Annotated in this window: 22 protein-coding genes and 1 riboswitch; of the genes, 6 read left to right on the top strand and 16 right to left on the bottom strand. The window is 69.0% G+C overall.

Annotated elements, in window-relative coordinates; all coding sequences use genetic code 11:
• Positions 1-77 precede the first annotated feature (77 nt).
• The 7 genes from ABD768_RS05505 to ABD768_RS05535 all read right to left on the bottom strand — a co-directional run bounded on the left by ABD768_RS05505 (position 78) and on the right by ABD768_RS05535 (position 9,445).
• Positions 78-578, bottom strand: coding sequence for a CinA family protein (locus tag ABD768_RS05505; RefSeq protein ID WP_344837966.1), 501 nt, complete (start codon positions 576-578; stop codon positions 78-80).
• Positions 575-1,198 carry a CDP-diacylglycerol--glycerol-3-phosphate 3-phosphatidyltransferase gene (pgsA, locus tag ABD768_RS05510; protein ID WP_343977489.1) on the bottom strand — a complete coding sequence of 208 codons (624 nt, stop codon included), beginning with the start codon at positions 1,196-1,198 and terminating at the stop codon, positions 575-577. The genes ABD768_RS05505 and pgsA overlap by 4 nt, the downstream gene beginning before the upstream one ends.
• Positions 1,195-2,943 (bottom strand): MiaB/RimO family radical SAM methylthiotransferase, encoded by a 1,749-nt coding sequence (locus ABD768_RS05515; protein ID WP_343977486.1) that lies wholly within the window; start codon positions 2,941-2,943, stop codon positions 1,195-1,197. Before ABD768_RS05515 ends, pgsA begins: the two co-directional genes overlap by 4 nt.
• 1,737 nt (positions 2,944-4,680) lie before the next feature.
• Positions 4,681-5,442, bottom strand: coding sequence for a helix-turn-helix domain-containing protein (locus ABD768_RS05520; RefSeq protein WP_343968222.1), 762 nt, complete (start codon positions 5,440-5,442; stop codon positions 4,681-4,683).
• Between the two features lie 95 nt (positions 5,443-5,537).
• A complete protein-coding gene (locus ABD768_RS05525) occupies positions 5,538-6,110 on the bottom strand; it encodes a hypothetical protein (protein WP_343968224.1) in 573 nt (190 codons plus the stop codon).
• A 3-nt stretch (positions 6,111-6,113) separates the two neighbouring features.
• Positions 6,114-8,759: an FtsK/SpoIIIE family DNA translocase gene (locus ABD768_RS05530; protein WP_344837971.1), complete on the bottom strand. Its 2,646-nt coding sequence runs from the start codon at positions 8,757-8,759 to the stop codon at positions 6,114-6,116.
• Between the two features lie 110 nt (positions 8,760-8,869).
• On the bottom strand, positions 8,870-9,445 hold the full coding sequence (locus tag ABD768_RS05535; protein WP_344837974.1) for a DinB family protein: 576 nt from the start codon (positions 9,443-9,445) through the stop codon (positions 8,870-8,872).
• 163 nt (positions 9,446-9,608) lie between these two features.
• Positions 9,609-9,723, top strand: a riboswitch (SAM riboswitch).
• 16 nt (positions 9,724-9,739) lie between these two features.
• Between ABD768_RS05535 and ABD768_RS05540 the strand changes: the two genes are divergently transcribed.
• Positions 9,740-11,104, top strand: coding sequence for an aminotransferase class V-fold PLP-dependent enzyme (locus tag ABD768_RS05540; RefSeq protein ID WP_343968228.1), 1,365 nt, complete (start codon positions 9,740-9,742; stop codon positions 11,102-11,104).
• Between the two features lie 103 nt (positions 11,105-11,207).
• Here the strand turns inward: ABD768_RS05540 and ABD768_RS05545 are convergent, their stop codons facing one another.
• From ABD768_RS05545 to ABD768_RS05560, 4 genes are all read right to left on the bottom strand, one after another.
• On the bottom strand, positions 11,208-11,372 hold the full coding sequence (locus ABD768_RS05545) for a response regulator transcription factor (RefSeq protein ID WP_343968230.1): 165 nt from the start codon (positions 11,370-11,372) through the stop codon (positions 11,208-11,210).
• Between the two features lie 17 nt (positions 11,373-11,389).
• Complete coding sequence (locus ABD768_RS05550) at positions 11,390-11,539, bottom strand: hypothetical protein (RefSeq protein ID WP_343968232.1); 150 nt, start codon at positions 11,537-11,539, stop codon at positions 11,390-11,392.
• 9 nt (positions 11,540-11,548) lie between these two features.
• The gene (locus ABD768_RS05555; RefSeq protein ID WP_344837977.1) at positions 11,549-13,603 is read right to left on the bottom strand and encodes a prolyl oligopeptidase family serine peptidase; all 2,055 of its coding nucleotides are present in this window, start codon (positions 13,601-13,603) and stop codon (positions 11,549-11,551) included.
• Between the two features lie 98 nt (positions 13,604-13,701).
• Positions 13,702-15,225, bottom strand: a complete 1,524-nt coding sequence (locus tag ABD768_RS05560) for an alkaline phosphatase D family protein (RefSeq protein WP_344837979.1) — start codon at positions 15,223-15,225, stop codon at positions 13,702-13,704.
• Positions 15,226-15,357: 132 nt separating this feature from the next.
• On the opposite strand from ABD768_RS05560, the gene ABD768_RS05565 reads away from it, so the two are divergent.
• Complete coding sequence (locus tag ABD768_RS05565; protein ID WP_344837982.1) at positions 15,358-15,966, top strand: ANTAR domain-containing protein; 609 nt, start codon at positions 15,358-15,360, stop codon at positions 15,964-15,966.
• 146 nt (positions 15,967-16,112) lie between these two features.
• The gene (locus ABD768_RS05570; protein WP_343968242.1) at positions 16,113-17,195 is read left to right on the top strand and encodes a fatty acid desaturase family protein; all 1,083 of its coding nucleotides are present in this window, start codon (positions 16,113-16,115) and stop codon (positions 17,193-17,195) included.
• Here the strand turns inward: ABD768_RS05570 and ABD768_RS05575 are convergent.
• Positions 17,176-17,766, bottom strand: coding sequence for a TetR/AcrR family transcriptional regulator (locus ABD768_RS05575; RefSeq protein WP_344837985.1), 591 nt, complete (start codon positions 17,764-17,766; stop codon positions 17,176-17,178). The genes ABD768_RS05570 and ABD768_RS05575 overlap by 20 nt on opposite strands.
• An 80-nt stretch (positions 17,767-17,846) precedes the next feature.
• Between ABD768_RS05575 and ABD768_RS05580 the strand changes: the two genes are divergently transcribed.
• A complete protein-coding gene (locus tag ABD768_RS05580; protein ID WP_344837988.1) occupies positions 17,847-18,593 on the top strand; it encodes an alpha/beta hydrolase family protein in 747 nt (248 codons plus the stop codon).
• Positions 18,594-18,606: 13 nt separating this feature from the next.
• Positions 18,607-19,479, top strand: a complete 873-nt coding sequence (locus ABD768_RS05585; protein WP_344837990.1) for a DMT family transporter — start codon at positions 18,607-18,609, stop codon at positions 19,477-19,479.
• On the opposite strand, the gene ABD768_RS05590 is transcribed toward ABD768_RS05585, so the two are convergent.
• The 3 genes from ABD768_RS05590 to dapA are packed head-to-tail and all read right to left on the bottom strand — an operon-like array spanning position 19,421 to position 23,078.
• Entirely contained in the window at positions 19,421-20,452 is a 1,032-nt protein-coding gene (locus ABD768_RS05590) for a LacI family DNA-binding transcriptional regulator (protein ID WP_344837992.1), read from the bottom strand. The two genes, ABD768_RS05585 and ABD768_RS05590, sit on opposite strands and share 59 nt — an antisense overlap.
• A 20-nt stretch (positions 20,453-20,472) precedes the next feature.
• Entirely contained in the window at positions 20,473-22,167 is a 1,695-nt protein-coding gene (locus ABD768_RS05595) for a ribonuclease J (RefSeq protein WP_344837994.1), read from the bottom strand.
• Entirely contained in the window at positions 22,164-23,078 is a 915-nt protein-coding gene (gene dapA / locus ABD768_RS05600) for a 4-hydroxy-tetrahydrodipicolinate synthase (protein WP_344837996.1), read from the bottom strand. The genes ABD768_RS05595 and dapA overlap by 4 nt, the downstream gene beginning before the upstream one ends.
• Before the next feature lie 303 nt (positions 23,079-23,381).
• On the opposite strand from dapA, the gene ABD768_RS05605 reads away from it, so the two are divergent.
• Positions 23,382-24,584, top strand: a complete 1,203-nt coding sequence (locus ABD768_RS05605; RefSeq protein WP_343968259.1) for a hypothetical protein — start codon at positions 23,382-23,384, stop codon at positions 24,582-24,584.
• Between the two features lie 42 nt (positions 24,585-24,626).
• On the opposite strand, the gene ABD768_RS05610 is transcribed toward ABD768_RS05605, so the two are convergent.
• Positions 24,627-25,421 (bottom strand): metal-dependent hydrolase, encoded by a 795-nt coding sequence (locus ABD768_RS05610; RefSeq protein WP_343968261.1) that lies wholly within the window; start codon positions 25,419-25,421, stop codon positions 24,627-24,629.
• Positions 25,422-25,611 lie beyond the last annotated feature (190 nt).

A 25,611-nucleotide genomic window follows, 5' to 3' on the forward strand; every position in this document is an offset into this window, starting at 1 on the left:
TACTCCTCGCAATGTCCAGCTTCGGTGCGCCGTGCCAGTCTGCCCTACCTGTTCCCATGGTGGTCTCAACACCCCGATCAAGCCAGTTCTTCCGCCACCAAGTCGGCGGCGAGTTCCAGGACGGCCTGCACGCTCCCCTGCCGGACGGCCGCCCGATCACCGCTCAGAGCCAGCTTCCGGACCCGTACTGTGCTCGGCCCCGCCGCCGCCACGTAGACGGTGCCGGCCTCGATACCCGCCTGCGGGTCCGGACCGGCCACACCGGTCGTGGCTAGCCCGTAGGTGGCCCCAAGGCGCTCCCGGACACCCGTGGCCAGAGCAGCGGCCGTGTCAGGGTGAACCGGGCCCACATCGGCCAGCAGATCCGCTGGGACGCCGGCCAGGGTGGCCTTCAGATCGGTCGCATAGACGACGACTCCGCCTCGATAGACCGCTGACACGCCTGGCACGTCTGTCAACGCGGCGCCGACCAGGCCGCCGGTCAGCGACTCCGCCGTCGCGAGGGTCTCCCCGCGCTCCTTCAACCGCGCAACCAGCCCCAGCAACAGCTCCTGGGAGTCAGCTTGGTTCGCGGTCACGGGAGCGGGCGCTTTGCGGCGGCTCGGAGGCGGAGGGCGCGGCCTACGTAGTCGAGGCCGGTGATGATCGTGACGATGACGGCGGCGGCCATGAAGACGATCGCGGTCCAGTGCACGACGGCGACCGAGTGCCACGGAAGGAGGTAGAGGCCGAGGGCGATCGCCTGCAGGACCGTCTTGAGCTTGCCGCCGCGGCTGGCCGGCATCACGCCGTGCCGGATCACCCAGAACCGGAGCGCGGTGACACCCCATTCGCGAACCATCACGACGATGGTGACCCACCAGGGCAGGTCGCCGAGGATCGAGAGGCCGATGAACGCTGCCCCGGTGAGTGCCTTGTCGGCGATCGGGTCGGCGATCTTGCCGAAGTTGGTGACCATGTTCCAGCGGCGCGCGATGTCGCCGTCGAACCGGTCGGTGACGATCGCGACCACGAAGGCGGCGGTGGCGAGCAGCCGGTTGCCGTCGCTCGCACCGGCGTCGCGGAGCAACAGCCAGACGAACAGCGGGACCAGGACGAGCCGCAGGACGGTCAGCGCGTTCGCCACATTCCAGGCGCTGGGCGCGCTGAGCTGGCCGGCGGCCGCTCGCGGCACCGGGTTCGTCGGCGGGATCGTCACGCGGTCAGGTTAGCTGCCGGAACGCCCTCTCGGGTGCGTACCTGCGCGCCGAAGGCGGCGATCAGGTCGACGCCTTCGGTCCCGACCACCTCGGCGGTGACCAGATCGCCGATCGCGAGGTCGGCCGGGAAGTCGGTGAGGGTCGTCGAGCCGTCGACCTCGGGGCCCTGGTGGGCGGCGCGGCCTTCGGCGGTGTCGCCGTCGATCGACTCGACCAGGATCTCGACGGTCTCGCCGATGCGGGCCTCAGCGCGGGCCGAGGTCAGGTCCTCGGCGAGCCGGGTGACGCGGTCCAGGCGGGCCGCGATGGTGTCCTCGTCGAGCTTGCCGTCGTAGGTCTCCGCCTCGGTGCCGTCCTCGTCCGAGTAGCCGAACACCCCGATCGCGTCGAGGCCGGCGCGGGAAAGGAAGTCGCAGAGAATGTCCACGTCCTCCTCGGTCTCACCCGGGAAGCCGACGATCACATTGCTCCGGATGCCGGCTGTCGGCGCCTGGGCGCGGACCTGGGCGATCAACTCGAGGAAGCGCTCGGAGTCACCGAAGCGACGCATCCGCCGCAGGAGCGGGCCGGAGGCGTGCTGGAAGGAGAGGTCGAAGTACGGGACGACGCCGGGGGTCGAGGCCATCGCCGTGATCAGGGTCGGGCGCATCTCGGCGGGCTGCAGATACGAGACGCGGACGCGGGTCAAGCCTGGCACCTCGGCGATCTCTGCGACCAGGGTCTCGAGCAGGCGGAGGTCGCCGAGGTCCTTGCCGTACGAGGTGGAGTTCTCGGAGACCAGGAAGACCTCGCGGACACCGTTCTCGGCGAGCCAGTGCGCCTCGCCGAGCACCTCGGTCGGGCGGCGGGAGACGAACGCACCACGGAAGGCGGGGATCGCACAGAACGCGCACCGGCGGTCGCAACCGGACGCCAGCTTCAACGGAGCCATCGGCCCGCCATCCAGCCGACGCCGAACGATGCGCGGACCGCTGGCCGGCGCCGAGGCGAGATCGGGAGCGTCGATGGTCAGCTCAGCGGGATCAGAGGCCTTGACCGTACGACCCTTCAGCCCCTGCTCACGCTGGGCGTCGTCACCCGCACCGTTCAGGATCTGCTGCGCGGTGGCCCTGGTGTCGCCAAGCACTCCCGGTGTCTCGCTGACCCCGGTGTCGCTGTTCGGCCGGCGCCCCGAGCCCGCTCCGGTGTCGCCGTCCAGATCCTGCGCGGCGTTGGCCCCGGTGTCGCCGTTCAGGCCCTGCGTGGCGGCGTTCGGGGGCTGGTGGGCGGTATCGCCGTGGCCGGGGAGGGCTACGCCTTGGGCGGTTGCGCGGTCGGCGGGGGCCAGTGGGAGGAGTTTGCGGCGGTCGCGGGGGACGTGGGACTGGTGTTTGGTGCCGGCGAGGATCGAGCGGAGTTTTTCGGAGATGTCCGCGTAGTCGTCGAAGCCGAGGACGGCGTCGGTCTCGGGGAGCGCCTCGGCCAGTTGTTCGCCGTAGCGCTCGGCCAGGCAGCCGACGGCTACGACAGCTTGCGTGCGGCCGGACTCCTTGTAGTCGGAGGCGGCGAGCAAGGTGTCGACCGAGTCCTTCTTGGCGGCCTCGACGAATCCGCAGGTGTTGACCACCACGGTGTCGGCCTCGGCGGCATCCTCGACGAGCCGGAAGCCACCGGCTTCGAGCCGGCCGGCCAGCTCCTCGGAGTCGACGTCATTGCGAGCACAGCCCAGCGTGACCAGGGCGACGGTGGTGGGAGTCGTAGTCATCACCCACGAGTATGACCCCTCCCCCAACCCCACCGAAATCAACGCCATCCACCCCAACCTCACGCGCCATACCCTGCAGCCACCTCCCACCCCACCGACAGAACCCCACGTCAACACGACCCCAACCCTCCAAAGCCAAGACCTCACCCAAACCACCTCAGCCACCTCAGCCACCTCCACCCCTCCGCCACCTCCACCTCTCCGCCGCTGCGCTGCTGCGCCGCGGCCGGGCGCTGGAGTCCGGCGCGGCGATCGGACGCTGGAGTCCGGCGCTGCGGCCAGGCGCTGAAGCCAGCGCTGCGGTCAGACGTCGGAGCCGGACGCTGCGGTCAGACGCTGCAGCCAGGCGCTGCGGTCGGGCGCTGCGGTCAGACACTGCGGTCAGACGCTGCAGCCAGGCACTGCGGTCAGCCGTCGGAGCCGGGCACTGCGGGTCAGGCGCTGGAGCCGGGTGCTGAAGTCCGGCGCTGGAGTCCGGCGCTGCGGTCAGACGTCGGAGCCGACGCTGCGGTCAGACGCTGCAGCCCGGCGCTGCGGTCGGGCGCTGCGATCGGACGCTGCAGCCCGGCGCTGCGGTCAGGCGCTGCGGTCAGGCGCTGCAGCCCGGCGCCACGATCGGCCGCTGGAGCCGGCCGCACGATCAGGTGTTGGAGCCGGGCGCGGCGGTCGGGCGTTGGAGGCGGGCGCTGCGGTCGGGGGCTGCGGTCCGGGGGCGGGATCGGGGTTGGGCCTCGCGCGCTGGGGTTCGAGTTGGAGGCTGTGGCTGGCGTTCTGGGGCATGGCGTCCGCTAGGTGCAGGTTGAGCTGTCGGCTGGCGAATGTGTGCGGGTGCGAGGTTGGGGAGGAGTTTGGTGGGAGGTGGGGAGGCGAATCTGCCGATTTGGGGGCAGGATCCTCCCCAGTCCTGGGGGACGGAGGGCTCGCCGGGGCGGGGCCTTGGGTCGGCTTCGCGGGGCGAACGTACTGACTCGACGCTAGTCGGCTCCGGGTGGTGCGCGCAGAGTTTGCGGGCGCGAGGAGTGACAGGAACTGACGTGTGGTCCCGGGTGCCCCGTCACCGCGAGTAGTTCGCCCTCGCGAGTAGTTCACCCTCGCGAGTAGTTCACCCTCGCGAGTAGTTCACCCTCGCGAGTAGTTCGGCCTCGCGAGTGGTGAGCGCTCGGAGGTGGCCGGCTCGTCGAGGGTGGGGTCCTAGGGGTAGCCGGGGCTGCGGGTGCCGGGCCTTTGCGGTTCGACCACGAGGTGGCCGGGACTCGCAGGTGGTTGGTCCTCGCGCTTGGTCGGGCTGCGGGTGCGGGGGCCTTTGGGGACTAGTCCGGGAGCCTTGGTGGTTGGTTCCTCGGCAGAAGGCGTGGGCGGGCATGTTCACCACTCTCTGCCGGGTCTGGATTCGCCGCATCGCAGCCAGACGTGTGGGGCCTGGCCTCGCCGGCCGTTGGTCCTCGGTGGTGGGCGGGCCTCGCCGGCCGTTGGTCCTCGGTGGTGGGCGGGGCTTGCAGGTGGTTGGTCCCGGCGGGTGGGCGGGTGCCTGGGACCTTGGGGGTTGGTCCTCGCGGGTCCGACGGGGCTCGCGGGTGCCTGGGACCTCGAGGTTGGTCCTCGCGGGTCCGGCGGGGCTCGCGGGTGCCTGGGACCTCGAGGTTGGTCCTCGCGGGTCCGACGGGGCTCGCGGGTGCCTGGGACCTTGGGGGTGGTCCTCGTGGGTGCGTGGGCTTGCGGGGGTGAGGAGTTTGGGGGTTAGTCCTCGGGGGTGGCTATTTTGCCGGTGGGGAGGATTGTGAAGCGTTTGGCGGGTGGGGTGACCTTGGTGTTGTTGATGTAGACGGTGATGTTGCCGCCGCTTTCGAGGGTTACCCGGATTTCGCCTGCGTAGTTGATGGTCTGGGTGGAGCCGGGGCCGAGGACGCCTTGGAAGAGCTTGAGGCCCTTGGAGTTGCGGATGGTTACGTAGGAGCCGTCGCCGCGGGCGGTGAGGGAGAGCTTGGTGCGGAGGGGGGCGGCGGGCTTCTTGGGCGTTGCCGGGATGGTCGGCTTCGCGGAGGGCTTGGTGGTGGGTTTCGGGGCGGGGGTGGTGACCGCAGCCGTCGGCGTGGTTTTGGAGGCGTTGGCTTCCACGTCGCTGGGGAGGGTGAACAGGCGCATGATGCCCCAGCCCATCAGGCCGACCAGGATCGCGCCCAGGACCAGGCCCCAGCGCGGGCGCGCGGAGTGCAGGGTCGGGCGTTTGTCGCTGGCGCGTTCCTCGCGACGGACGCGGTCCGGCTGCGGGGCCGGGTGCGACTCGTCGAACTTCGCCAGCAGCGCTTCCGGATCGGCCTTCACCACCCGGGCGATCGCCCGGATATGACCGCGGGCGTAGAAATTACCGCCACAGCGGGAGAAGTCGTCGGCCTCCATGGCGGCGAGCAGCCCGGATCTGATCCGGGTCGACGTACTCAGCTGCTCGATCGTCATGTCGGCCCGTTCGCGGGCCGCCGTGAGCTCGCTGCCGATGCTCACGCCCCACCACCTCTCTCCACCGTCTACGAAGTTGGCTGCCAGTGCGCCGACGTCACAACAGTCAACGCCCTGGGCTCGACGGGGTCACGCGAAGCTCAGACTTGTTCCCTGACCGGACATCTCGTGTCAGCCAGCATGTGCAGAGCCTGTACCACTTCCCCGTTGGACGGCTTGGCCGTCAACCCGAACGGTACCGCGAGTGAGGTGCCGGTCAGCCGCCGGTTGGCATCGGTGACCTTGCGAGTCGCGGCCGGCATCTCGCTGAGCACCGGTCCGGGGTCGAGCAGGTGGACCGCGATCCGGCCGTCGTCGAGCAGGTGCCGCCGCTTCAGCACGGTGACCTCCTCGATCTCCTCCCACCGGGTGCCGATCCATTCGTTGCGGATCCGCAGCCGGATACCGACCTCGTCGGCGACCAGCATCGCGCCGACGGTCAGCGCCCGGGCGCAGATCACCGCGAGCACGGCGAAGGCGGCCGCGGCGATCCAGCGCAGTACGCCGGTAGGGCTGGTCGACCCCGAGGTCGCGAAACCGATCGCGACCAGCCCGGCGCCCACGGCCAGCGCGCCGTGCACCTTCTGGGAGGCCTTGACGGTGAACTCGTGGGTGGCTTGGTCGATGTCGACAGCGTGCTGCTCAGACCGGGGCATCGCGGTATGGGCGGTCACGGGTCACTCTCCTCGCAATGTGGCGACGAAGTCCTCTAGGTCGTCCGGTTTCACCAGTACGTCGCGGGCCTTCGAACCCTCGCTCGGCCCGACCACACCCCGGCTCTCCAGGATGTCCATCAGCCGGCCCGCCTTGGCGAAACCGACCCGGAGCTTACGTTGCAGCATCGACGTCGAGCCGAACTGGGTGGACACGATCAGCTCGGCCGCCTGGACGACCAGGTCCAGGTCGTCGCCGATCTCGTCGTCGAGGTCCTTGCTCGGCCCGGTCGGCGCGATCAGATCCTCGCGGTACGTCGGCTGCAGCTGCTCCTTGCAGTGCTCGACGACCGCCCGGATCTCGTTCTCGGTGACCCAGGCGCCCTGGATCCGCATCGGCTTGCTCGCGCCCATCGGCAGGAACAGGCCGTCACCCTGGCCGACCAGCTTCTCCGCGCCGGGCTGGTCCAGGATGACCCGGCTGTCGGCCAGCGACGAGGTCGCGAAGGCCAGCCGGGACGGCACGTTCGCCTTGATCAGACCGGTCACCACGTCGACCGACGGACGCTGGGTGGCCAGCACCAGGTGGATACCGGCGGCCCGGGCCAGCTGGGTGATCCGGACGATCGAGTCCTCGACGTCGCGCGGCGCGACCATCATCAGGTCGGCCAACTCGTCGACGATCACCAGCAGGTACGGGTACGGCGTGAGGGTGCGCTCGCTGCCCGGCGGCGGCTTGATCTTGCCGCCGCGGACCGCCTTGTTGAAGTCGTCGACGTGCCGGAACCCGAAGGCCGCCAGGTCGTCGTAGCGCATGTCCATCTCGCGGACGACCCACTGCAGCGCCTCGGCCGCCTTCTTCGCGCTGGTGATGATCGGCGTGATCAGGTGCGGGATGCCCTCGTAGTTGTTCAGCTCGACCCGCTTGGGGTCGACCAGCACCATCCGGACCTCGTCCGGCGTCGACCGCATCAGCACGGAGGTGATCAGCGAGTTGACGAACGACGACTTACCCGAGCCGGTCGCACCCGCGACCAGCAGGTGCGGCATCTTCGCCATGTTGGCGACGACGAAGCCACCCTCGACGTCCTTGCCGAGCCCGGCCACCATCGGGTGGTGGTCGTTGCGCGCGGTCGCGGACCGGATCACGTCGCCGAGGCTGACGATCTCCTTGTCCACGTTCGGGATCTCGATGCCGATCGCGGACTTGCCCGGGATCGGCGACAGGATCCGCACATCGGCCGAGGCCACGGCGTAGGCGATGTTCTTCGACAGCGCGGTGACCTTCTCGACCTTGACCGCGGAGCCGAGCTCGACCTCGTACCGGGTGACTGTCGGGCCACGGGTGTAGCCGGTCACCTGGGCGTCGATGCCGAACTGGTCGAACACCTCGGTGAGCTTGCCGACCACCGCGTCCGACGCCTTCGTGCGGGCCTTGTGGACCGAGCCGGGCTTGAGGATCTGGCCGTCGGGCAGCGTGTAGGTGATGTCGCCGGAGAGGCTGAGCTGCTCGACCCGCTGCGGCAACGGCGTGTGCGGCGGCGGCTCCGGAGCAGGCTCGGGCTCGGAGTCCTTCTTCGAACCGGCCTTCATCGCACCCGCGACGGCACCGTAGATCGGCGGTGCACCGGCCGCAGCAGCAGCGCCGTCGGCATCGACGTCGTACGGCTCCTCGTCCGGATCGATCGGCGCCTTCTTGCGGCCGCGCTTGTTGATCTCGCGGCCTTCGAGCACCGGCGAGTCGTACGGCTTGATGGTCGGCTCGCCGTCCTCGTCCAGGGCGGCCTTCGCGCGCCGCTCCTTGCGAGTCAGCCGGACGGTGTCGTCAGCAGCCGCGGTCACCGAGGGCGCGTCGGCAGGAAGCTCAGTACGTCCGAGCAGTACGTCGAACGCGGCACGGACCCGCAACGGGATCGCGTAAATCGGCGTCCCGGTCACCACCAAGGCACCGAAGATCGACAACAGCACGAGCAGCGGCGCTGCGACGTACTGGGTGAGGAGGTCGGACAGGAGCGAGGAGACGACGTACCCGATCGCTCCCCCGGCATCCTGCAGCCGGCCATCCGATGGGTTGCCGGGACGCGGCAGACCGTTGGCAATGTGGACCAGGCCCAGTACTCCGAGGGAGACCGCGGTCCAACCGATCACCTGACGTCCGGCCGGGCCATTGCGGTCCGGGTGACGCATGGTGCGCAAGGCGATGAACAGGAGCATCAGCGGCACGGCCCAGCCGAGCATGCCGACGCTGCCGCCCACTGCGACCCGGAGGCCCTTGCCGACCGCGCCGGGCATGTCCCACCAGATCGCGGCGGCGACTACGAACGCCAGGCCGATCAGGGTGAGGCCGGCGCCGTCGCGGCGGTGGGCCGGGTCGAGGTCGCGGGCGCCGTGGCCGATACCGCGGACCATGCTGCCGAGTAGGTGGGCGATCCCGATCCAGACCTTGACCAGCCCTCTGGCGAGGGCGAGCATGGCGGCCGCGAACGGACCCGCGTTGCTCGTTTTGGGCACAGCCGTGCGCGCAGCGGTGGAGCCACTGCGCTTCGTGCTCTGCCCACGCTTCTGGGCGCCTGACGGACGGGAGCGGCCACCAGCTGCCGAGCGGCCCGATGCGGGGCTGCTGGCTGCCGACTTCCGCGCCCGCGCCGGGGAAGACGTGCGGGTCGCCATGTCTAGCAGGCTACCCCGACTACCACTCGAGTCACACGTGTCACACGCCGATCACACCGCCCCATCCGTAGCGTCACAGCCCCACGCGGCCGGGCGTGTCCGCAGGGGCCTCAGGCGCCGGTCACGCCGTCCAGATGTTCGCGAAGGAAGTCGGCGTGGCCACAGTGGCGGGCATATTCGCCGATCAGGTGGATGTAGATCATCCGGAGCGAGGAGACCTCGTCACGGAAGGTGAACTGCTGGTCGAGCGAGTAGCCGTCGGCGGCCTTGTCGGACAGCGCCCACTCGTCGATCAGGGCTTCGTACTCCGCTTGGGCGCGACTCGCGTCGATCAACTCGAAGTCGGCGTCCTTGCCGAGCGCCGGGTCGAAAACCGGGGTGGCCGGGGCCAGCCGGGAACCGGGGTCGGCGGGAGCGGTCGAGGCGGCGCCGGCGACGGCTGGGCCGGCTGAGGCGAAGTGGATGCGGAACCAGATGCGTTCGACCTTGGTGGCGTGCCGGATCAGGCCGAGCAGGGAGAGGTTCGACGGCGGCAGCGGCCGGGCGGCCAACTGGTCGGCGGTCAGGCCGGCGCATTTGTGGAGCAGCGTGGTGCGGTGGAAGTTCAGGTAGCCGGCGAGCAACTCCCGCTCGGGCGCGACGAGCGAGCCCTCGGGCCGCTCGACCTCAGGTGCGATCCAGGTCATCCGCGCATCCTCCCCCAGCGGCCCCCTGGCGAGCCATTGCATTAAGCAACAACCCCGGACAGCCCATCCGCTCACGCCTGGCGTCTCACGATACGTGCGAGTATCCCAATAAATGAGATGACTGCTGGCGCGAAGCACGGATCGTTGGTTACCGTCTTCGGCAGGTCATGAGTGTCAGCGTCAAGCCCCGGCTCGCTGGCCGGCAACCCTCCACCGCGGTGGGGTGCCCCGGGTGAGGACCCGGCCGTTCGGATACCCCGATTCGGCAAGTGCGGACCACCCGGGAGCAGAACCATGTCGATCCTCTCCATCCTCGAGCCTGCCAACACCGCCGTGACCACCCGGCCGGCCCTGGCCAAGCTCACCACCGGCAACATCCCCGCCACCGTCGCGAGCGACCTGCTGGTCCCGCTGGCCGACGGACGCGTGACCGACTACGCGAACTTCGACCACGGGGCGAGCGCGCCGTGTCTGGAGTCGGTGCGAGCGGCGGTCGAGGCCGCGCTCCCGTCGTACGCGTCGGTGCACCGCGGCAACGGCTACGCCTCGCGGATCACCACCCAGTGGTACGAGCGGGCCCGCGCCGAGGTGCACGGCTTCGTCGGCGCCCGCGACGACGACCAGGTGATCTTCACCCGGCAGACCACCGACGCGCTCAACCTGCTGGCCCGGGCCGTACCGGCCGACGCGACCGTGATCGTGTTCGAGTCGGAGCACCACGCGGCCCTCCTCCCCTGGCCCGCCGAGCGCACCACCAGGCTCGCAGCGCCGACGAGCCACGCAGCGGCAGTCACCGCCGTCGCCGACGCTCTGCGCGAAGCACCCGAGGGTCCCCGCCTGGTCGTCATCACCGGCGCTTCGAACGTCACCGGCGAGATCTTCCCGATCGCCGAGATCGCCGCCGTCGCCAAGGCCCACGGCGCCCGCGTCTGCCTCGACGCCGCGCAGCTCGCTCCGCACCGCGTGGTCGACATCCAGGAGCTGGACGTCGACTGGGTCGCACTCTCCGGCCACAAGCTCTACGCCCCGTACGGCGCCGGCGCACTGATCGGCCGGGCCGACTGGCTCAACGCGGCCGACCCGTACCTCCTCGGCGGTGGCGCGACCGCTGCAGTGACCAGCGACGCGACCGTCTGGAACCAGGGCCCGGCCCGGCACGAAGGCGGCTCCCCCAACGTGATCGGCGCGATCGCGCTGGCCGCCGCATGCGCCGCCATCACCGAGCACCGCGAGGCGATCGAGCAGCACGAGCGCAGCCTGCTCGCCCGGCTCCGCACCGGCCTTGCCCAGATCGCCGGCGTGAACACGTACGACATCTTCGGCGCCGACGCCGACCGGGTAGGCACGGTCTGCTTCACCATCGACGGGGTCAGCTCGACGCTGGTGTCCGCGGCGCTCTCGGCGGAGTACGGGATCGGCGTACGGGACGGCAAGTTCTGCGCGCACCCGCTGGTCGGCCATCTGCTCGCCAACTCGCCCGAGGCCACCGCAGTCCGCGCAAGCCTCGGACTGGGCACCACGCGCGAGCACGTCGACCGCCTTGTCAGCGCGGTGCGCAGCCTGGCCACCAACGGCCTGACCACCGAGTACGACGAGACGCCGCACGGCTGTCAGCCCCACAACGACCCCCGCGACCTCGTCGCCCCCAAGATCTGGTGAACCCACCACCTCACCGACAAGCCTGAGCCCACGCCACCGCTCGGTGCAGGGCTGAGACCCAAGGCCTGGTGAGACACGGACCCCACAGGTGAGCGGCAAACGCCTAACGGTCCGGTTGGTTCGTGAGCCAGACAGCGATCTGGCTGCGTGACCTGAAGCCGAGCTTGTCCAGGATGTGCACGACCTGCGATTCCGCGGTCCGTCTGCTGATCACGAGTCGGAGCGCGATTTCCTTGTTCGTCAGCCCCTGGGCCACCAGCTCGGCCACCTGATACTCCCGATCGCTCAGCGATCCGGTCCCGTGGACGCGGGCCGCAGTACCGGTACTGCGGCCTCGCGCCCGACCGTGAGCTCCATCGCCTCGCCGAAGCCGGTACAGGCAGCCGCGCCACGCTCGAATGCGGCCCGGTACCGTTCGTTGCCCAAGGCATCCATCGGATCGCGCTACTGCGGCTGGAGTCCCGTGTGGTGCGCAGCGAAGGCCAGCAGGTCGGCCCACTCGGAGGCGACCATCGCTGCCGGTTTGCCGAAGCCGTGGCCGGTGTTTACCTCGATCCGGGTCAGTACCGGCTTGTCCCCCGCCTGCGCGTGCTGCAGCGTCGCCATGAACTTGTGGCTGTGCAGCGGCACCACCCGGTCGTCATGGTCGCCAGTGACGACCAGGGTCGCCGGGTACGACGTACCGTCGCGCAGGTTGTGCAGTGGCGAGTAGGCGAGCAGGTCTTCGAACTGTGTTGGGTCGTCGGGCAGTCCGAAGTCGGAGGCCCAGGCAGCGCCAACAGTGAAGAGGTGGAAGCGCAGCATGTCCAGCACGCCGACGCCAGGCAGCGCTACCGCGAACAGGTCCGGCCGCTGGGTCATGACTGCTCCGACGAGCAGTCCGCCGTTGCTGCGGCCGTGGATGGCCAGTTGGGCGGGTGTGGTGACCTTGGTCTTGGTCAGGTCCTCCCCGACCGCGATGAAGTCGTCGAAGACGTTCTGCTTGTTCCGCAGCCGTCCCTCGTCGTGCCAGGAGCTTCCGTACTCCCCGCCGCCGCGCAGGTTGGTGATCACCAGCACCCCACCCGCCGCAAGCCAGGCCGGCCAACCCGGCCGGTAGTCGGCCATGATCGGGATGCTGAAGCCGCCGTAGCCGTACATCAGCGTCGGCCGCGGCTCGTCGAACCCCAGGTCCGCCCTGCTGATCAGGAAATACGGCACCTGCCGCCCGGGCTCGACCCGGCGGCTCACGGTGATGTCCGGCGACAGGAAGCCGACTCCCGCGGGGACAAGCTCAGGCAGGGCCCGGAACTCGCCGGTCGCCATCGAGACCACATAGGCGACCGTCGGATCCGTGGTCGACGAGAGCCCGATGAAGAGTTCGTCGTACTTCGTCGACGCGTTCAACCCCACGAAGCCCCCGCCGGGCACCGGCACGACCTGGCCGTCGGCGCCCCCCAAGGAGTGCAACGTGAGCACCGGCTGAGCGTCCACCAAAGACACGACGGCAAGTCCCGACGATGCGCCGCTGACGGTCAGCAAGGCGTTGTCGCCCTCGGGGATGAGGTCCGTGAAGTTGCCGGCCAGGTCCGAGGTCACCACCCGGCCCCGAGATGCGTCCCGGTCGGTCTGCAGCACCAGCTGGTCACCGGACATCCGCACGAAGATGTTCTCGTCGCGGAACTCGTCGATCACCTTGATCGGTTCGCCCAGCACGCTGCCGTCCACCGGGTAGACCCAGATCCGGGATGCCGGATCGGTGCCCTCGGCAAGGGTCACCACGAGGTAGCGGTCGTCGTCGGAGACCTCGGGCTGGATGAAGAGCTGCGGGTTGTCGGGGAAGCTCAACACCAACTGGTCATCGTCCTGCGCAGTACCGACCTTGTGCAGCTTCAGCTGGCCACCCTCAAGCGCCTGCGTCTCGGTACCCTCGCTACGGCCACTGGCCGGGTAGTGCAGGTAGAGGTACGCCGACGAGTCCGGCAGCCAGGTGGCCTGGGAGAACTTGGCACGGGTCACCACGTCGTCCACATCGGCGCCAGTGGCGATCTCCCGGAGCCGGAAGGTGGTCCAGTCGCTACCGCTCTCGTTGACCCCGTACGCGAAGTACCGGCCGTCCGGGCTGATGGTGAAGCTGGCCAGTGAGTCAGTGCCGTCCACGGACAGCTTGTTGGGGTCGAGGATGACCCGGCCGCCCTCTAGCAGCGCATCCAGCGAGTCAGCGACGTACAGGACGTCCTGCGCCTGGGAGCCGTCGTTGCGGCCGACGAAGTACCAGCCGGACTTCCGCACCGGTACTCCGGCCCGCGGCCGCGCCAGGATCGCGGTCATCGTCTCCTGGAACCAGGCACGCTCGGGGTAGCTCGACAGCTCGGCCTCGGTCGCGGCGTTCTGGCGGGAGACCCAGTCCTTGGTCTCGGCGGAGTCGGGGTCCTCCAGCCAGCGGTACGGGTCGGCGATCTCGCGGCCGTGCAGGGTGTCGACGACACTCTCGTCACGGCGACTCTCTGGGTAGCTCATGCGGGCCAACTTACTGCGCGTCCCGCTCACCAGGCCTTCAGCGGGCGGCATCCCGCGCTGGGCATCCGGTCTGGTGAGCGGGCCGCTCCCCAGAGTTGTCAGTGGTGGGCTGCCGGCAGGTCCTTGCTCCACAGCACCTTGCCGTACAGATCCCGCAGCGAAGCGGTGAAGACCTCCGACCGCGGGTCGATCGACACATGCCCGAAGAACTGGTTGCCACCCGACGGCGGCTGGTTCGGGAAGTCAGCCGCCTTCACGAACTCCAGCCGAGGACCGAAGGTCGAGTCGAGCGCGTTCGGCCCGAAGGTACCGGCGTTCACCGGACCGGCGACCAGCTCCCAGAACGGGTCGAAGTCGGTGAAGGCCGCCCGCGACGGGTCGTAGTGGTGCGCGGCGCAGTAGTGCACGTCCGCGGTCAGCCAGACCGTGTTCCGGACCTTGCGGCGCTTGAACTGCGAGAGCACCCAGGCGATCTCGTGCTCGCGGCCACCGGGCGCCCCTGCCAGTCCATTGGCGACAGCCTCGATCTCGGTGCCGTCCGGCACCAGCAGACCCAGCGGCATGTCGCTGGCGATCACCTTCCAGGTCGCCTTGGAAGCGGCGGCCTCACGAACCAGCCATGCTGCCTGCTCGGCACCCAGCATCGCGACCGGACCGGCGACACCCGGTGCCGGGTTGGCGCCGCGGTAGGTCCGCATGTCGAGGCAGAAGACATCGAGCAACGGGCCATAGCTCACCTTGCGGTAGATACGGTTGCGGCCGGCGGTGTGCACCATCGGCAGGTACTCCAGGAACGCCTGCCGGGACCGCTGGGCCAGTACGTCGACCCGCTTCTCGGTGTAGCGGTCGTCGGTCAGGATCTCGCCCGGGTACCAGTTGTTCAGCGTCTCGTGGTCGTCCCACTGGCTGACGATCGGCACGTCGGCGTACAGGTCGCGGACGTTGTGGTCGAGCAGGTTGTACTTGTACCGGCCGCGGTACTCCGCCAGCGTCTCGGCGACCTTGCTGACCTCCTCGGTCACCACGTTCTTCCAGGTGGTGCCGTCCGGGATCGCCACCGAGGCCGCGATCGGGCCGTCGGCGTAGATGTTGTCGCCGGAGTGCAGGAAGAAGTCGGGGCGGGTCTGGTGCATCGCCTTGTACGCGATCATGCCGCCGATGTCGGGGTTGATGCCGTAGCCCTGGCCCGCGGTGTCGCCGGTCCAGACGAAGCTCACGGGGCGGTTGCGCCCCGGCGTACTGAAGGAGCCCTCGAGGGTCTCGCCGCGGCGGCCGTAGGCGTCCTCGAAGCCGATCCGGTAGTCGTAGCGCTGACCGGGACGCAGACCACGCAGCGGCAGCTGAGCCGTGTAGTCCTGGTCGGCCGAGGTGATCGGGCCGCGCAACGTCACGGCCCGGTCGAACCGGCCGTGGCTGGTCAGGTCGACGGTCAGCCGGGCGCGGCGATCGGTGCGCGACCAGACGACAGCGGAGTTCGAGGTGACGTCGCCCGACATGATTCCGGACGGCAGAGCAGGACGGTCCCGGCGTACTACGGAAGCGGCGGCGGTCACGCTCGGTACGGCGGCGGTCGCACCCGCGACGGCAGTGGCGGCCAGCAGCTGGCGGCGGCTCAAGTTCATGAGCCGAAGGTGCTCCTCCACAGTGACGTCCGGGTGACTGCGGAACGAACTAACCGACAACTCGCCCGGGGAATCGCGGGGGGCTTGCGCGGGCATCGATGATTGAGTCTCACAGGGTCGAAGGGAATTCCGGTGCAGTCCAGGGAACAACGCCTCACTGATGTGTTCATCAAGCTCGCCGACACGCTCGGCGAGGACTTCGAGCTTGCTGCCTTCCTGGGCATGTTGGCCGAGGCAACAGTCGAGCTGCTCGAGGTGGACGCGGTCGGTCTGGACCTGACCGACGACGACCACGTACTCCGGGTCTTCGCCACCGCCGACTCCCCCGCCCAGCTGGTGGAGCAGGATCACCCGAGCTACCCGACGACCGAGATGCTCCCGCTTTGCCTGCGAGGCAAGGCGATCGGCTCGATGAACCTCTTCCGGACCGGCCCCGTCCCCTTCAGCGAGCAGGAGCTGAGGCTGGGGCAAGCGCTGTCCGACATGGCCACGATCGGCCTGCTGCACGAGCGCGAGCACCGCGGCCGGCAAGAGCTGTGCGGCCAGCTGCAACAGGCGTTGGACAGCCGGATCCTGATCGAACAGGCCAAGGGAATGCTCGCCGAACGAGCCGGTCTCAGCCTGCCGGACGCCTTCGCGGCGATGCGCTCCTACGCCCGCGGGAAGGGGTGTGGGCTGAAGGCCGTGGCCAGGGGTGTGCTGGACGGCACACTCCGCACCGCGAGCCTGATGACTCCCTGAGCCTGACCTCGCCACGCCCCTACCGAGCGGTCGGTTGCGTGTGGTCGCCCAGCGTGGTTCCGTTGGCTACTACAGCCACTCTTCTCGTGGCGCTGCCCTGGACCCGGTGGCGCATCGACTGATGCACTCCGGATGGGGCGTTCTCCTTGTCACAACTGCTCGCCGAAGACCCGCACCCCCAAAGACCGCAGCAGAAGTACGCGAGTCTTTACAGCGACCTCCTGCACACGGTCCGGGACCTCGGCCTGTTGCGACGCCGCTACACCTACTACTGGACTCGCATCGGCCTGGTACTGGCCGCGCTCGGCGGCGTCATCACCGGGTTCATCCTGCTCGGTGACTCCTGGTTCCAGCTGCTGATGGCCGGTGCCCTCGCGCTGATCCTGGTCCAGGTCGCGTTCCTCAGCCACGACAGCGCCCACCGGCAGATCTTCGACTCGGCCGCCTGGAACGACTGGACCGCCCGTCTGCTGGCCGGTGGCCTGGCCGGGATGAGCATCACCTGGTGGAAGAACAAGCACAGCAAGCACCACAACGCGCCGAACCAGCTCGGCAAGGACCCCGACATCGCGATCGGCGTCGTCGCCTTCACACCCGACCATGCGGCCCAGCGCAAGCGCGGCTTCATGAAGTGGTACCAGGATCGCCAGGGCTGGCTCTTCTTCCCGCTGCTGACGCTGGAAGGCCTGAGCCTGCACGTGTCGAGCCTGCAGCACCTGTTCCGGCGCGGCGCCACCAAGGTCGAGCGGATCGAGGCTGCGGTCGTCGTCTCCCGGCTCGGCCTGTACGTGACCGCGCTGTACGTCCTGCTACCGATCGGCAAGGCCAGCGCGTTCCTCGGCCTGCAACTGGCCGTCTTCGGCGTCTGCCTCGGCGGCTCGTTCGCACCGAACCACAAGGGCATGCCGCTCGTGCCGGCCACGATGAAGATCGACTTCCTCCGTCGCCAGGTGCTGATGTCGCGCAACATCCGCGGCGGCGTCCTCACCGACTTCGCGATGGGCGGGCTCAACTACCAGATCGAGCACCACCTGTTCCCGAGCATGCCGAGGCCCACGCTGCGCCGGGTCCAGCCGATCGTCCGCGAGTACTGCGAGCTGCACGGCGTGAAGTACACCGAGGTCGCGTTCCTCGAGTCGTACAAGATCGTCGTCGACTACCTCAACAACGTCGGCATCCGCGCCCGCGACCCGTTCCAGTGTCCGCTGGTCAGTCAGTACCGGAAGTAGCCAGCAAGGGCAGGGCAGCGGCCAGCGCGTCATCGGCCGCCGCCCGGCCCAGCGCGAGATGGTCGGCCATCACAGTCGCGCCCTGGAGCAGCATGAGCAACTGGCGCCCGACCCGGTCCGGGTCGGCGACTCCTGCCGCGGCGGCGATCTCGGTGAGCAGCGCCTGATAACCGTCGAGATGCTGGACCGCCATGCTGTGGGCCGGCTCGAAATGCCGCTGGGTGGCCGCGTTCAAGAGTGCGCAACCCCGGTACTGCGGCTGGTCGAACCACTCCCCCAGTACTGCGAACACCGCGGTCAACTGGGCGACCGGGTCGTCCCCACCCGTCGCCGCTGCCCGCCGCAGCCAGGCGTTGTTGCGATCGCTGCGTGCCTGCAGGACGGCGGCGATCAGCCCGTCCTTCGAGCCGAAGTGCCGGTACAGAGTCTCCTTCGACGCTCCCACCGATGAGCACAGCTCGGCGATCCCGACGCCGTCCAGCCCGCGCTCGTAGAACACGACGGTGGCGGCCTCGAGCATCGCCGCCCGGGTCCGGTCGGGGTCGAGCGAGGTTCCTTTGGCGACGGGCATGAGACAGATGGTACCGATCGGGCCCATCTCTTGTTAGCGTTGCGATGGTACCGACCGGTTCGATCACAACCAGGAGTCGCATGACCTACGCCGGCACGATCGCCTATCCGATCTCCAGCGGCGGGCACGAGCTGCCCGGAGTACTTCATCTGCCGCCGGGTGACGGGCCCCATCCGGCAGTGTTGCTGCTGCACGGATTTCCGGGGTGGGAGCGGAACTTCGATCTCGCCCACGCGCTGCAGCGGGCCGGGTACGCGACGCTCGTCTTTCATTACCGCGGATCGTGGGGCTCGGCGGGGACCTGGGCCTGGAGCAACGTTCTCGAGGACGCGGCGGCCGCGGCCGGGCAGTTGCGGGCGGATCCGCGGATCGATGCCGAGAGGTTCGCGGTGGTCGGGCACAGCATGGGTGGGTTCGCGGCGCTGCAGACCGTCGCGGCCGATCCCACGATCCCGACGGTCGGCTCGATCGCCGGCTTCGACTTCGGAGCCGCTGGTACCGCGCCCGATCCCGACCAGTACGTCGAACCGTTCGACAGCGACCTCCTCCCGCTCCAAGGCACCAGCGGCCGGGCGCTCGTGGACGAGATGGTTGCCCACGGCCCGGAATGGCGCCTCGCGGACCTCGCACCGAAGCTGGCTGATCGCCGGGTGCTGCTGATCGGGGCGACCCGAGACACCGCCGCGCCACCCGAGCAGCATCACCAGCCGCTCGTGGAGGCCTACAAGAACGCCGAGCATCACCTGTTCCCCACCGACCACGCACTGTCGGACCACCGCGAGGAGCTTGCGGAGGTGGTGGTTACCTTCCTGAACCAGAGGCTGTGACAGTGTGAGGCGCATGTGGTGGGGATTGCTGTGCGCCCTGGCTGCCGCTCTTGCCTACGGGCTGGCGTCGGTCATGCAGGCGATGGCGGCGCAGTCCACACCCGGCGGTGGTGAGGGAGTCGATCCACGGCTGTTGTTCCGGGTGGTCTCGCAGTGGCGGTTCATGGCCGGGATCGCTCTGGACTTGTGCGGGTTCGGCGTTCAGCTCGCCGCACTGCAAGTACTTCCGCTCTTCGTGGTTCAGGCGGCATTGGCGGCCAGTCTCGCCGTGACCGCAGTGGCGGCGAGGTTCCTCGGGATCAGGCTGGGGCGGCGTGAGTGGGCTGCGGTCGGCGCGGTGTGCGTCGGGCTCGGCCTGCTCGGGTTGTCGGCGGAGAGCGAAGGCGCCAGCTCGGTCAGCAGCGGGTTCCGGTGGGGGCTGGTCGTCGCGACAGCGGTCCTGGTCGTCATCGGACTCTCGGCGGGACTGGCACCGAAGAGGTTGCGGGCGCCGTTGCTGGGCCTGGTCGCCGGCCTGAGCTTCGGCGTGGTGGCGATCTCAGGGCGGATCATCGACAGCTTCAAGCCGATCGACCTGCTCACTGAGCCCGCCGTCTATACAGCGATCGTCGCCGGCGCCTCAGCGATGCTGTTCTTCGCTTCGGCGCTGCAACGCGGCAGCATCACCACCGCGACGGCCATGCTCGTCGTCGGCGAGACCGTGTTTCCGGCCGCCGTCGGCATCCTGGCGCTGGGCGACCGGACCCGCCACGGGTTCGTAGTACCGGCAGCGGCCGGGTTCGCTCTCGCGATCGCGGCCGCCCTGGCTCTTGCCCGGTACGGCGAGCTCAGCTCGACGGAGGAATCTCCCCCGAGCCACGAATCGTCAGCTTCACCGGCACCCTGACCGTCCGGCCCGGGCGGTGCGGCTCGGGCAGCCGCTCGGTCATCAGCTGGATCGCAGTACGGGCCATCACGTCGGCCGACTGCGCCACCGCGGTGAGTCCGGGGCTGAGCAGGTCGCCGAGCGCCAGGTCGTCGAAGGACACGAGGGCGACGCGGTCGCGGCGGCCGGCCATCCCTCGCAGTACCTCGGCAGTGGTCATGTTGTTGGCCGACAGAATGGCCGTCGCAGGCTCGGGCCGGTCCAGTACCGCGGACAGCGTGATCCCGATCCCCTCGGTGGTCGGCTCGGACAGGTGGACCAGGTCTTCATCGACATCGATCCGGTGCCTTGCCATGGCCGCCCGGTAGGCGACCACGCGCTCGCGCGCCGTGAAGATCCGCTCGTCGTCACCGAGGTACGCGATCCGCCGATGCCCCTGCCGGACCAGATGGTCGATCGCCTGGTCGATACCGCCCGCGTTGTCGGCGAGCACCGCATCGGCCTCGATCCCGTGCGCCGGCCGGTCGATCGTCACGACTGCCATCCCGGCGTCGACGTGCGGGGCCAGGTACTCCTGGGTCTCCCCGATCGGCGCCATGATCAGCGCGTCCGGGCGCCGGGCCACGAACTCCAGGCAGACCTCACGCTCGCGCTCGGGGTCCTCGTCGGTCAGGCCGATCATCACGACCGAACCGCTCCCCCGCGCCCACAGCTCGACCGCGCGGCCGAGCGACGCGAAGAACGGGTCGCCGATGTCGCGGATGACGACCGCGATCGTGCCGGTCTTGCCGCGGCGCAGCATCCGGGCGCTCTCGTTCGGCGTGTAGTTCAGGTCCTTGATCGCGGCCTGGACCTTCGCGGTCAGCTCCGGACTGACGTTCGGCTCCTCGTTGACCACCCGGGAGACGGTCTTGAGCGCCACGCCCGCCCGGGCCGCGACCTCTTTCATGGTGGGCCGGCGCTGCCCGGCTCCATTGACACCAGTGATACTCACGTCTGGCCCACCCCTCTGTATTAGGACTGCACGACGACCGGGATGATCATCGGCCGGCGACGGTGCGTGTCGCTGACCCATTTGCCGACCACGCGGCGGATGACCTGCTGCAACTGGTACATGTCGTCCACCCCGCTCCCGATCGCCTTCTCGATCTCCGCCTCGATCTTCGGCCGCAGCTCGTCGAAGACGGTGTCGTCCTCGGCGAACCCGCGTGCCTGGATCTCCGGCCCGGCCATCAGTTTGCCGGTGACAGAGTCCATCACGGCGATCACCGAGATGAAACCCTCATCGCCGAGAATCCGCCGATCCTTCAGCGAGGTCTCGGTGATGTCGCCCACGGTCGAGCCGTCGACGAACACGTACCCGCACTCGACCTTGCCCGCGACGACGGCCTTACGGCCGATCAGGTCGACCACCACCCCGTCCTCGACCACGACCACATTCTCTTCCGGTACGCCGGTCTGCCGCGCCAACTCGGCATTCGCGTGCAGGTGCCGGATCTCGCCGTGCACCGGCATCACGTTGCGCGGCTTCACGATGTTGTAGCAGTAGAGCAGCTCGCCCGCCGACGCGTGGCCGGAGACGTGGACCAGCGCGTTGCCCTTGTGGATGACGTTCGCGCCGTGCCGGGTCAGCCCGTTGATCACCCGGAACACCGAGTTCTCGTTGCCCGGGATGAGTGACGACGCCAGTACGACGGTGTCGCCCGGCTGGATCTGTACTACGTGATGGTCGTTGGCCGCGATCCGCGACAACGCCGACATCGGCTCACCCTGCGAACCGGTCGACACCAGCACGACCTGCTCGGGCGGGTAGTTGTCGAGCTCGCGCATGTCGATCAGCGTGTCGCCGGGCACGGTCAGGAAGCCCAGGTCGCGGGCCACCGCCATGTTGCGCACCATCGAGCGACCGACGTACGCGACCTTGCGGCGATGCTTGACGGCCGCGTCCATCACCTGCTGCACGCGGTGCACGTGCGAGGCGAAGCAGGCGACGATGATGCGCTGCTTCGATGCCTTGCTGAACACGCCGTCGAGCACCGGCGCGATGTCGCGCTCGTGGGTCGTGAAGCCGGGCACCTCGGAGTTGGTGGAGTCGACCATGAACAGGTCGACGCCTTCCTCGCCGAGCCGGGCGAACGCCCGCAGGTCGGTGATCCGGTTGTCCAGCGGCAACTGGTCCATCTTGAAGTCGCCGGTGTGCAGCACCAGGCCGGCCGGCGTCCGGATCGCCACGGCGAGCGCGTCCGGGATGGAGTGGTTGACCGCCACGAACTCGCACTCGAACGGGCCGAAGCGCACCGTCTCGCCCTCGACGACGGTCTGCTGCGGCACGTTGCGGTGCCGGTGCTCCTTGAGCTTGCCCTCGAGCAGCGCCAGGGTCAGCTGCGAGCCGACCACCGGGATGTCACCGCGCTCGCGCAGCAGGTACGGCAGGCCGCCGATGTGGTCCTCGTGGCCGTGCGTCAGGACGACGGCCACGATGTCGTCCAAACGCTCCCGGATCGGCTGGAAGTCCGGGAGGATCAGGTCGACACCGGGCTGGTTCTCGTCCGGGAACAGCACGCCGCAGTCGACGATCAGCAGCTTGCCGTCGTACTCGAAGACCGTCATGTTCCGGCCGACCTCGCCGAGGCCGCCCAGCGGGATCACACGGAGAGCGCCGGGCGCGAGTGGCTCCGGCGCTTGCAGATCGGGGTGCGGGTGGCTCATGCAATCAGTCCTGCCGTCTTCAGATCGGTGGTGAGCCAGTCGGTCTGCTCGCCGGTCGCCTCGACCAGCGGCGCGCGCAGCGTCGCGTGCTCGATCACGCCGGCCAGCTTGAGGGCCGCCTTCACCATGATGGCTCCCTGCGTCCTCGTCATGATCGCCTCGACGGCGGGAACCAGCTGCCGGTCGATGCGTCGTGCGGTGTCCAGGTCGTTTGCGACGACGGCGTCGATCAACTGCCGGTACTGCGGGCTGGCGACATGCCCGACGACGCTGGCGATCCCGACAGCGCCCATCGCCAGCCAGGCAAGGTTCAGCTCATCCGCACCGCAGTAGTAGTAGAGGCCCGAATTGGCCAGCACCTTCGTCGTCGCGGCGACATCGCCCTTCGCGTCCTTCACCGCGACGATGCGCGGGTGCTCGGCCAGCGCGAGCAGCGTCTCGGTGGTGATCGGCACACCGGCCCGGCCGGGGATGTCGTAGGCCATCACGGGCAGTCCGGTGGCGTCGGCGACCGCGTTGAAGTGCAGCTTGATGCCCTCTTGCGGCGGCTTGTTGTAGTACGGCGTGACGACCAGCAGGCCATGCGCACCGGCGGCCTCGGCCGCCTTGGCCGACTCCACGGTGTGGGCGGTGTTGTTGGACCCGACCCCGGCGACGACCTTCGCGCGATCGCCGACCGCCTCGAGAGTGGCGCGGATGATCAGCACCTTCTCCTCGTCGCTGGTGGTCGGCGCCTCGCCGGTGGTGCCGTTGACGATCAGGGAATCGTTGCCCTCGTCGACCAGCTTGCTGGCCACCTTCTGCGCCGCATCGAGATCGAGTGAGCCGTCGGGCTTGAAGGGGGTGATCATCGCCGTGGTCAACCTGCCGAAAGGCAGGGCCGTCGAGGCGGTGTCTGAGGTAGAGGACATGGGGCTCAGATTACCGCTCCCAGCGCCTCAAGAAATGAGTAGGCCTGGTGGCTGTCCGCTCGGGGGTCCGGGCAGCCACCAGGCTCACTCGTCCTATCGCTGCAGCCTCCGCAGTCGTTACACCTTCCACCAAAAAAATCCGAAAAACTTCCTGCCGGAACTCTCCGCAGTCGCCTCATCACTATCTGTTCACATTTCGGCCCGTCAGGTTCTTGCCATGCCGGATTCCGACAGTGCGGAACGGCAGTTGAAAGGTGAACCGCGGGTGAGACTGAGGCCGTCCCCTACCGCCCAGGAGTCGGCATGAAGAAGTTCCTCGCTCTGCCCGTGGCCCTCGCCACGCTCGCACTGACCGGCAGCCTGATGACCGCACCGGCCCAGGCCGCGCCTGTTCCCGGTGCGGCTGTCGCCACGGCGCCCGGTGATCTGAGCCCGGAGCAGTCGCACGCCTTGCTCGAGCAGCTGGAGGCGAAGCTGCCGGCCGGTTACGAGGCGAAGTTCGCCGCGACCAAGGCCCGGCTCGGGCTGCAGGACTCAGATCTGCAGAAGACCGCCGAGCAGGCGATCAACCCGGACGACTACGAGTGCCCGGCGACGACGCCGGTGACGGACTGGGTCACCGCCTCGATCGCCGACTGGACGCTCGACGACCGGCTGAACGCGTTCATCATTCTGCTGCTCGACCCGATCACCTACGACGCGCTGTTCTTCCCCGAGCCGGCCAAGGGCCGCTTCTACGGGCTGGACGGCGAGTACACGAACACGGTCAAGAACACCTTCAAGGGTCTGCAGGGCTTCTGGGACATCAATTCGAAGGACATCGAGACCGTGCCCGCCCACGGCGACACGCTGCTCGACCAGGGCCGGGTCGCCCGTGCCCTCAGTGCGGCTCACGGTTTCTCGGCGGCCGACGCGGCATCGCTGGCGAGCACGATGGCGACGATCGTGAACCAGCCCAAGTTCGACTTCGGCAACCACCCGCTCTTCACCTTCAACGCGTTCGCCTGGTCGGCCGAGGGCGTCGCGATCCCCGGCGTCGGGCTGCCGAGCGACAAGGTCGTGATGGGCGACGGCGTCCTGGAGGGCTTCCGCGCTCTCGGGCTGGGCGACGTCGCGCCGAAGGCGATCCTGGCGCACGAGTTCGGTCACCACGTGCAGTACGAGCGGCACCAGTTCGACAGCCCGCTGACGGGGGCCGAGGCAACCCGGCGTACGGAGTTGATGGCCGACTCGTACGCGGCCTACTACCTGTCCCATCTCAAGGGCGCGCACCTGAAGTGGACGCGGGTGCAGCAGTACCTGGAGACGTTCTACGACCTGGGCGACTGCGGCTTCAGCGCGGAAGGCCATCACGGTACGCCGAACCAGCGCCGCCGGGCCGCCACCTGGGGCCTGACGCTGGCGACCTTCACCTTCGCCCCGCGCTACATCATCCCGACGGTGACGTTCGGGAAGCTGTTCGACAAGGTCCTCCCCCAGCTGGTCCGCCCTGACGCGACCAGCTGAGTTCCCCTGGTGAGTGTGGCGCGCCGTCCCGCTGGTCGGACCCTAGCGGCGCGCCACACTCACTCCCACCGCGTCGAAGACATCCACCAGGAACTGGATCGCGCCGGGCAGCAGCAAGACGCCGGCGATGACCAGCACCGGCACGATCAGCAAGTTCTCCACCCAGCCGCCGGTGCGGAAGCGCAACGGTCGCGGCAGGCGGATCTCGTACCAGGTCTCGCCACGGATCGGCAGCGGCCACAACCACGGACAGCCTGATCGCGTGAGGCTGTCGCCCAGGCAGTGCACGAACATGCCGACAGCAACGGCCACGCCGATCCACTTGCCGATCCCATCCAGCCCGGCGTGCAGGTTGTGGACCGCCGACTCCCCTGGCAACCACGTGCCCGCGATCGTCCACGCGCCGGCCGCCAGTACCAACGTCACGACCCAGTCGCCGAGCGCATCAGCGGCCAGCAGCAACCCGACGAGCGCCACGGCCAGTACTGCGCGCCAACCGCCCGCCGCGCCCGCACTCGACGTCGCGAAGCCGAGCCCGATCGCAGCCGCCAGCGTATGACTGGCATGCCGATGCTGCCCCGTGCTGTCCTCGTCCCGCGGCCCCTTCGTCAGCGAGTAGAGCAAGCTCGAGAAAGCCCGCACCACATTCGACACGAACCCGGTGATCGGCCCGAGCAACCGCGACGCCCCGGCGCCCGGATGATCCAGGTCCGGCAGCAACGCATACCCAGCCGTCGCGGCGGCGAACGGCACCACCTCCGCGATCGTCGTCAGCCCGACCAGCGGCGCGACCGCGAGCCCCGCGCACCAACCGGACAACGCATGCGAACGCCCCATCACGGCGCCCCACCCCCATCAGTCGTGAGCCGCCGATTCTTTCAGCGCGGACCGACAGTTCCTCGGCGCCACACGGGCCGTAGTCGCGAGCCGTCAACTTCCCGCCATGCCGGATTCCGACAGCTCCGAACCACCACCGGCGCCTCCGCGGCGGCCAATACTGAGCCGCATCAACCACTCCACCGCCGTC

Origin of the sequence: Kribbella ginsengisoli, from assembly GCF_039537185.1 — a bacterium.
GTDB lineage: Bacteria > Actinomycetota > Actinomycetes > Propionibacteriales > Kribbellaceae > Kribbella > Kribbella koreensis.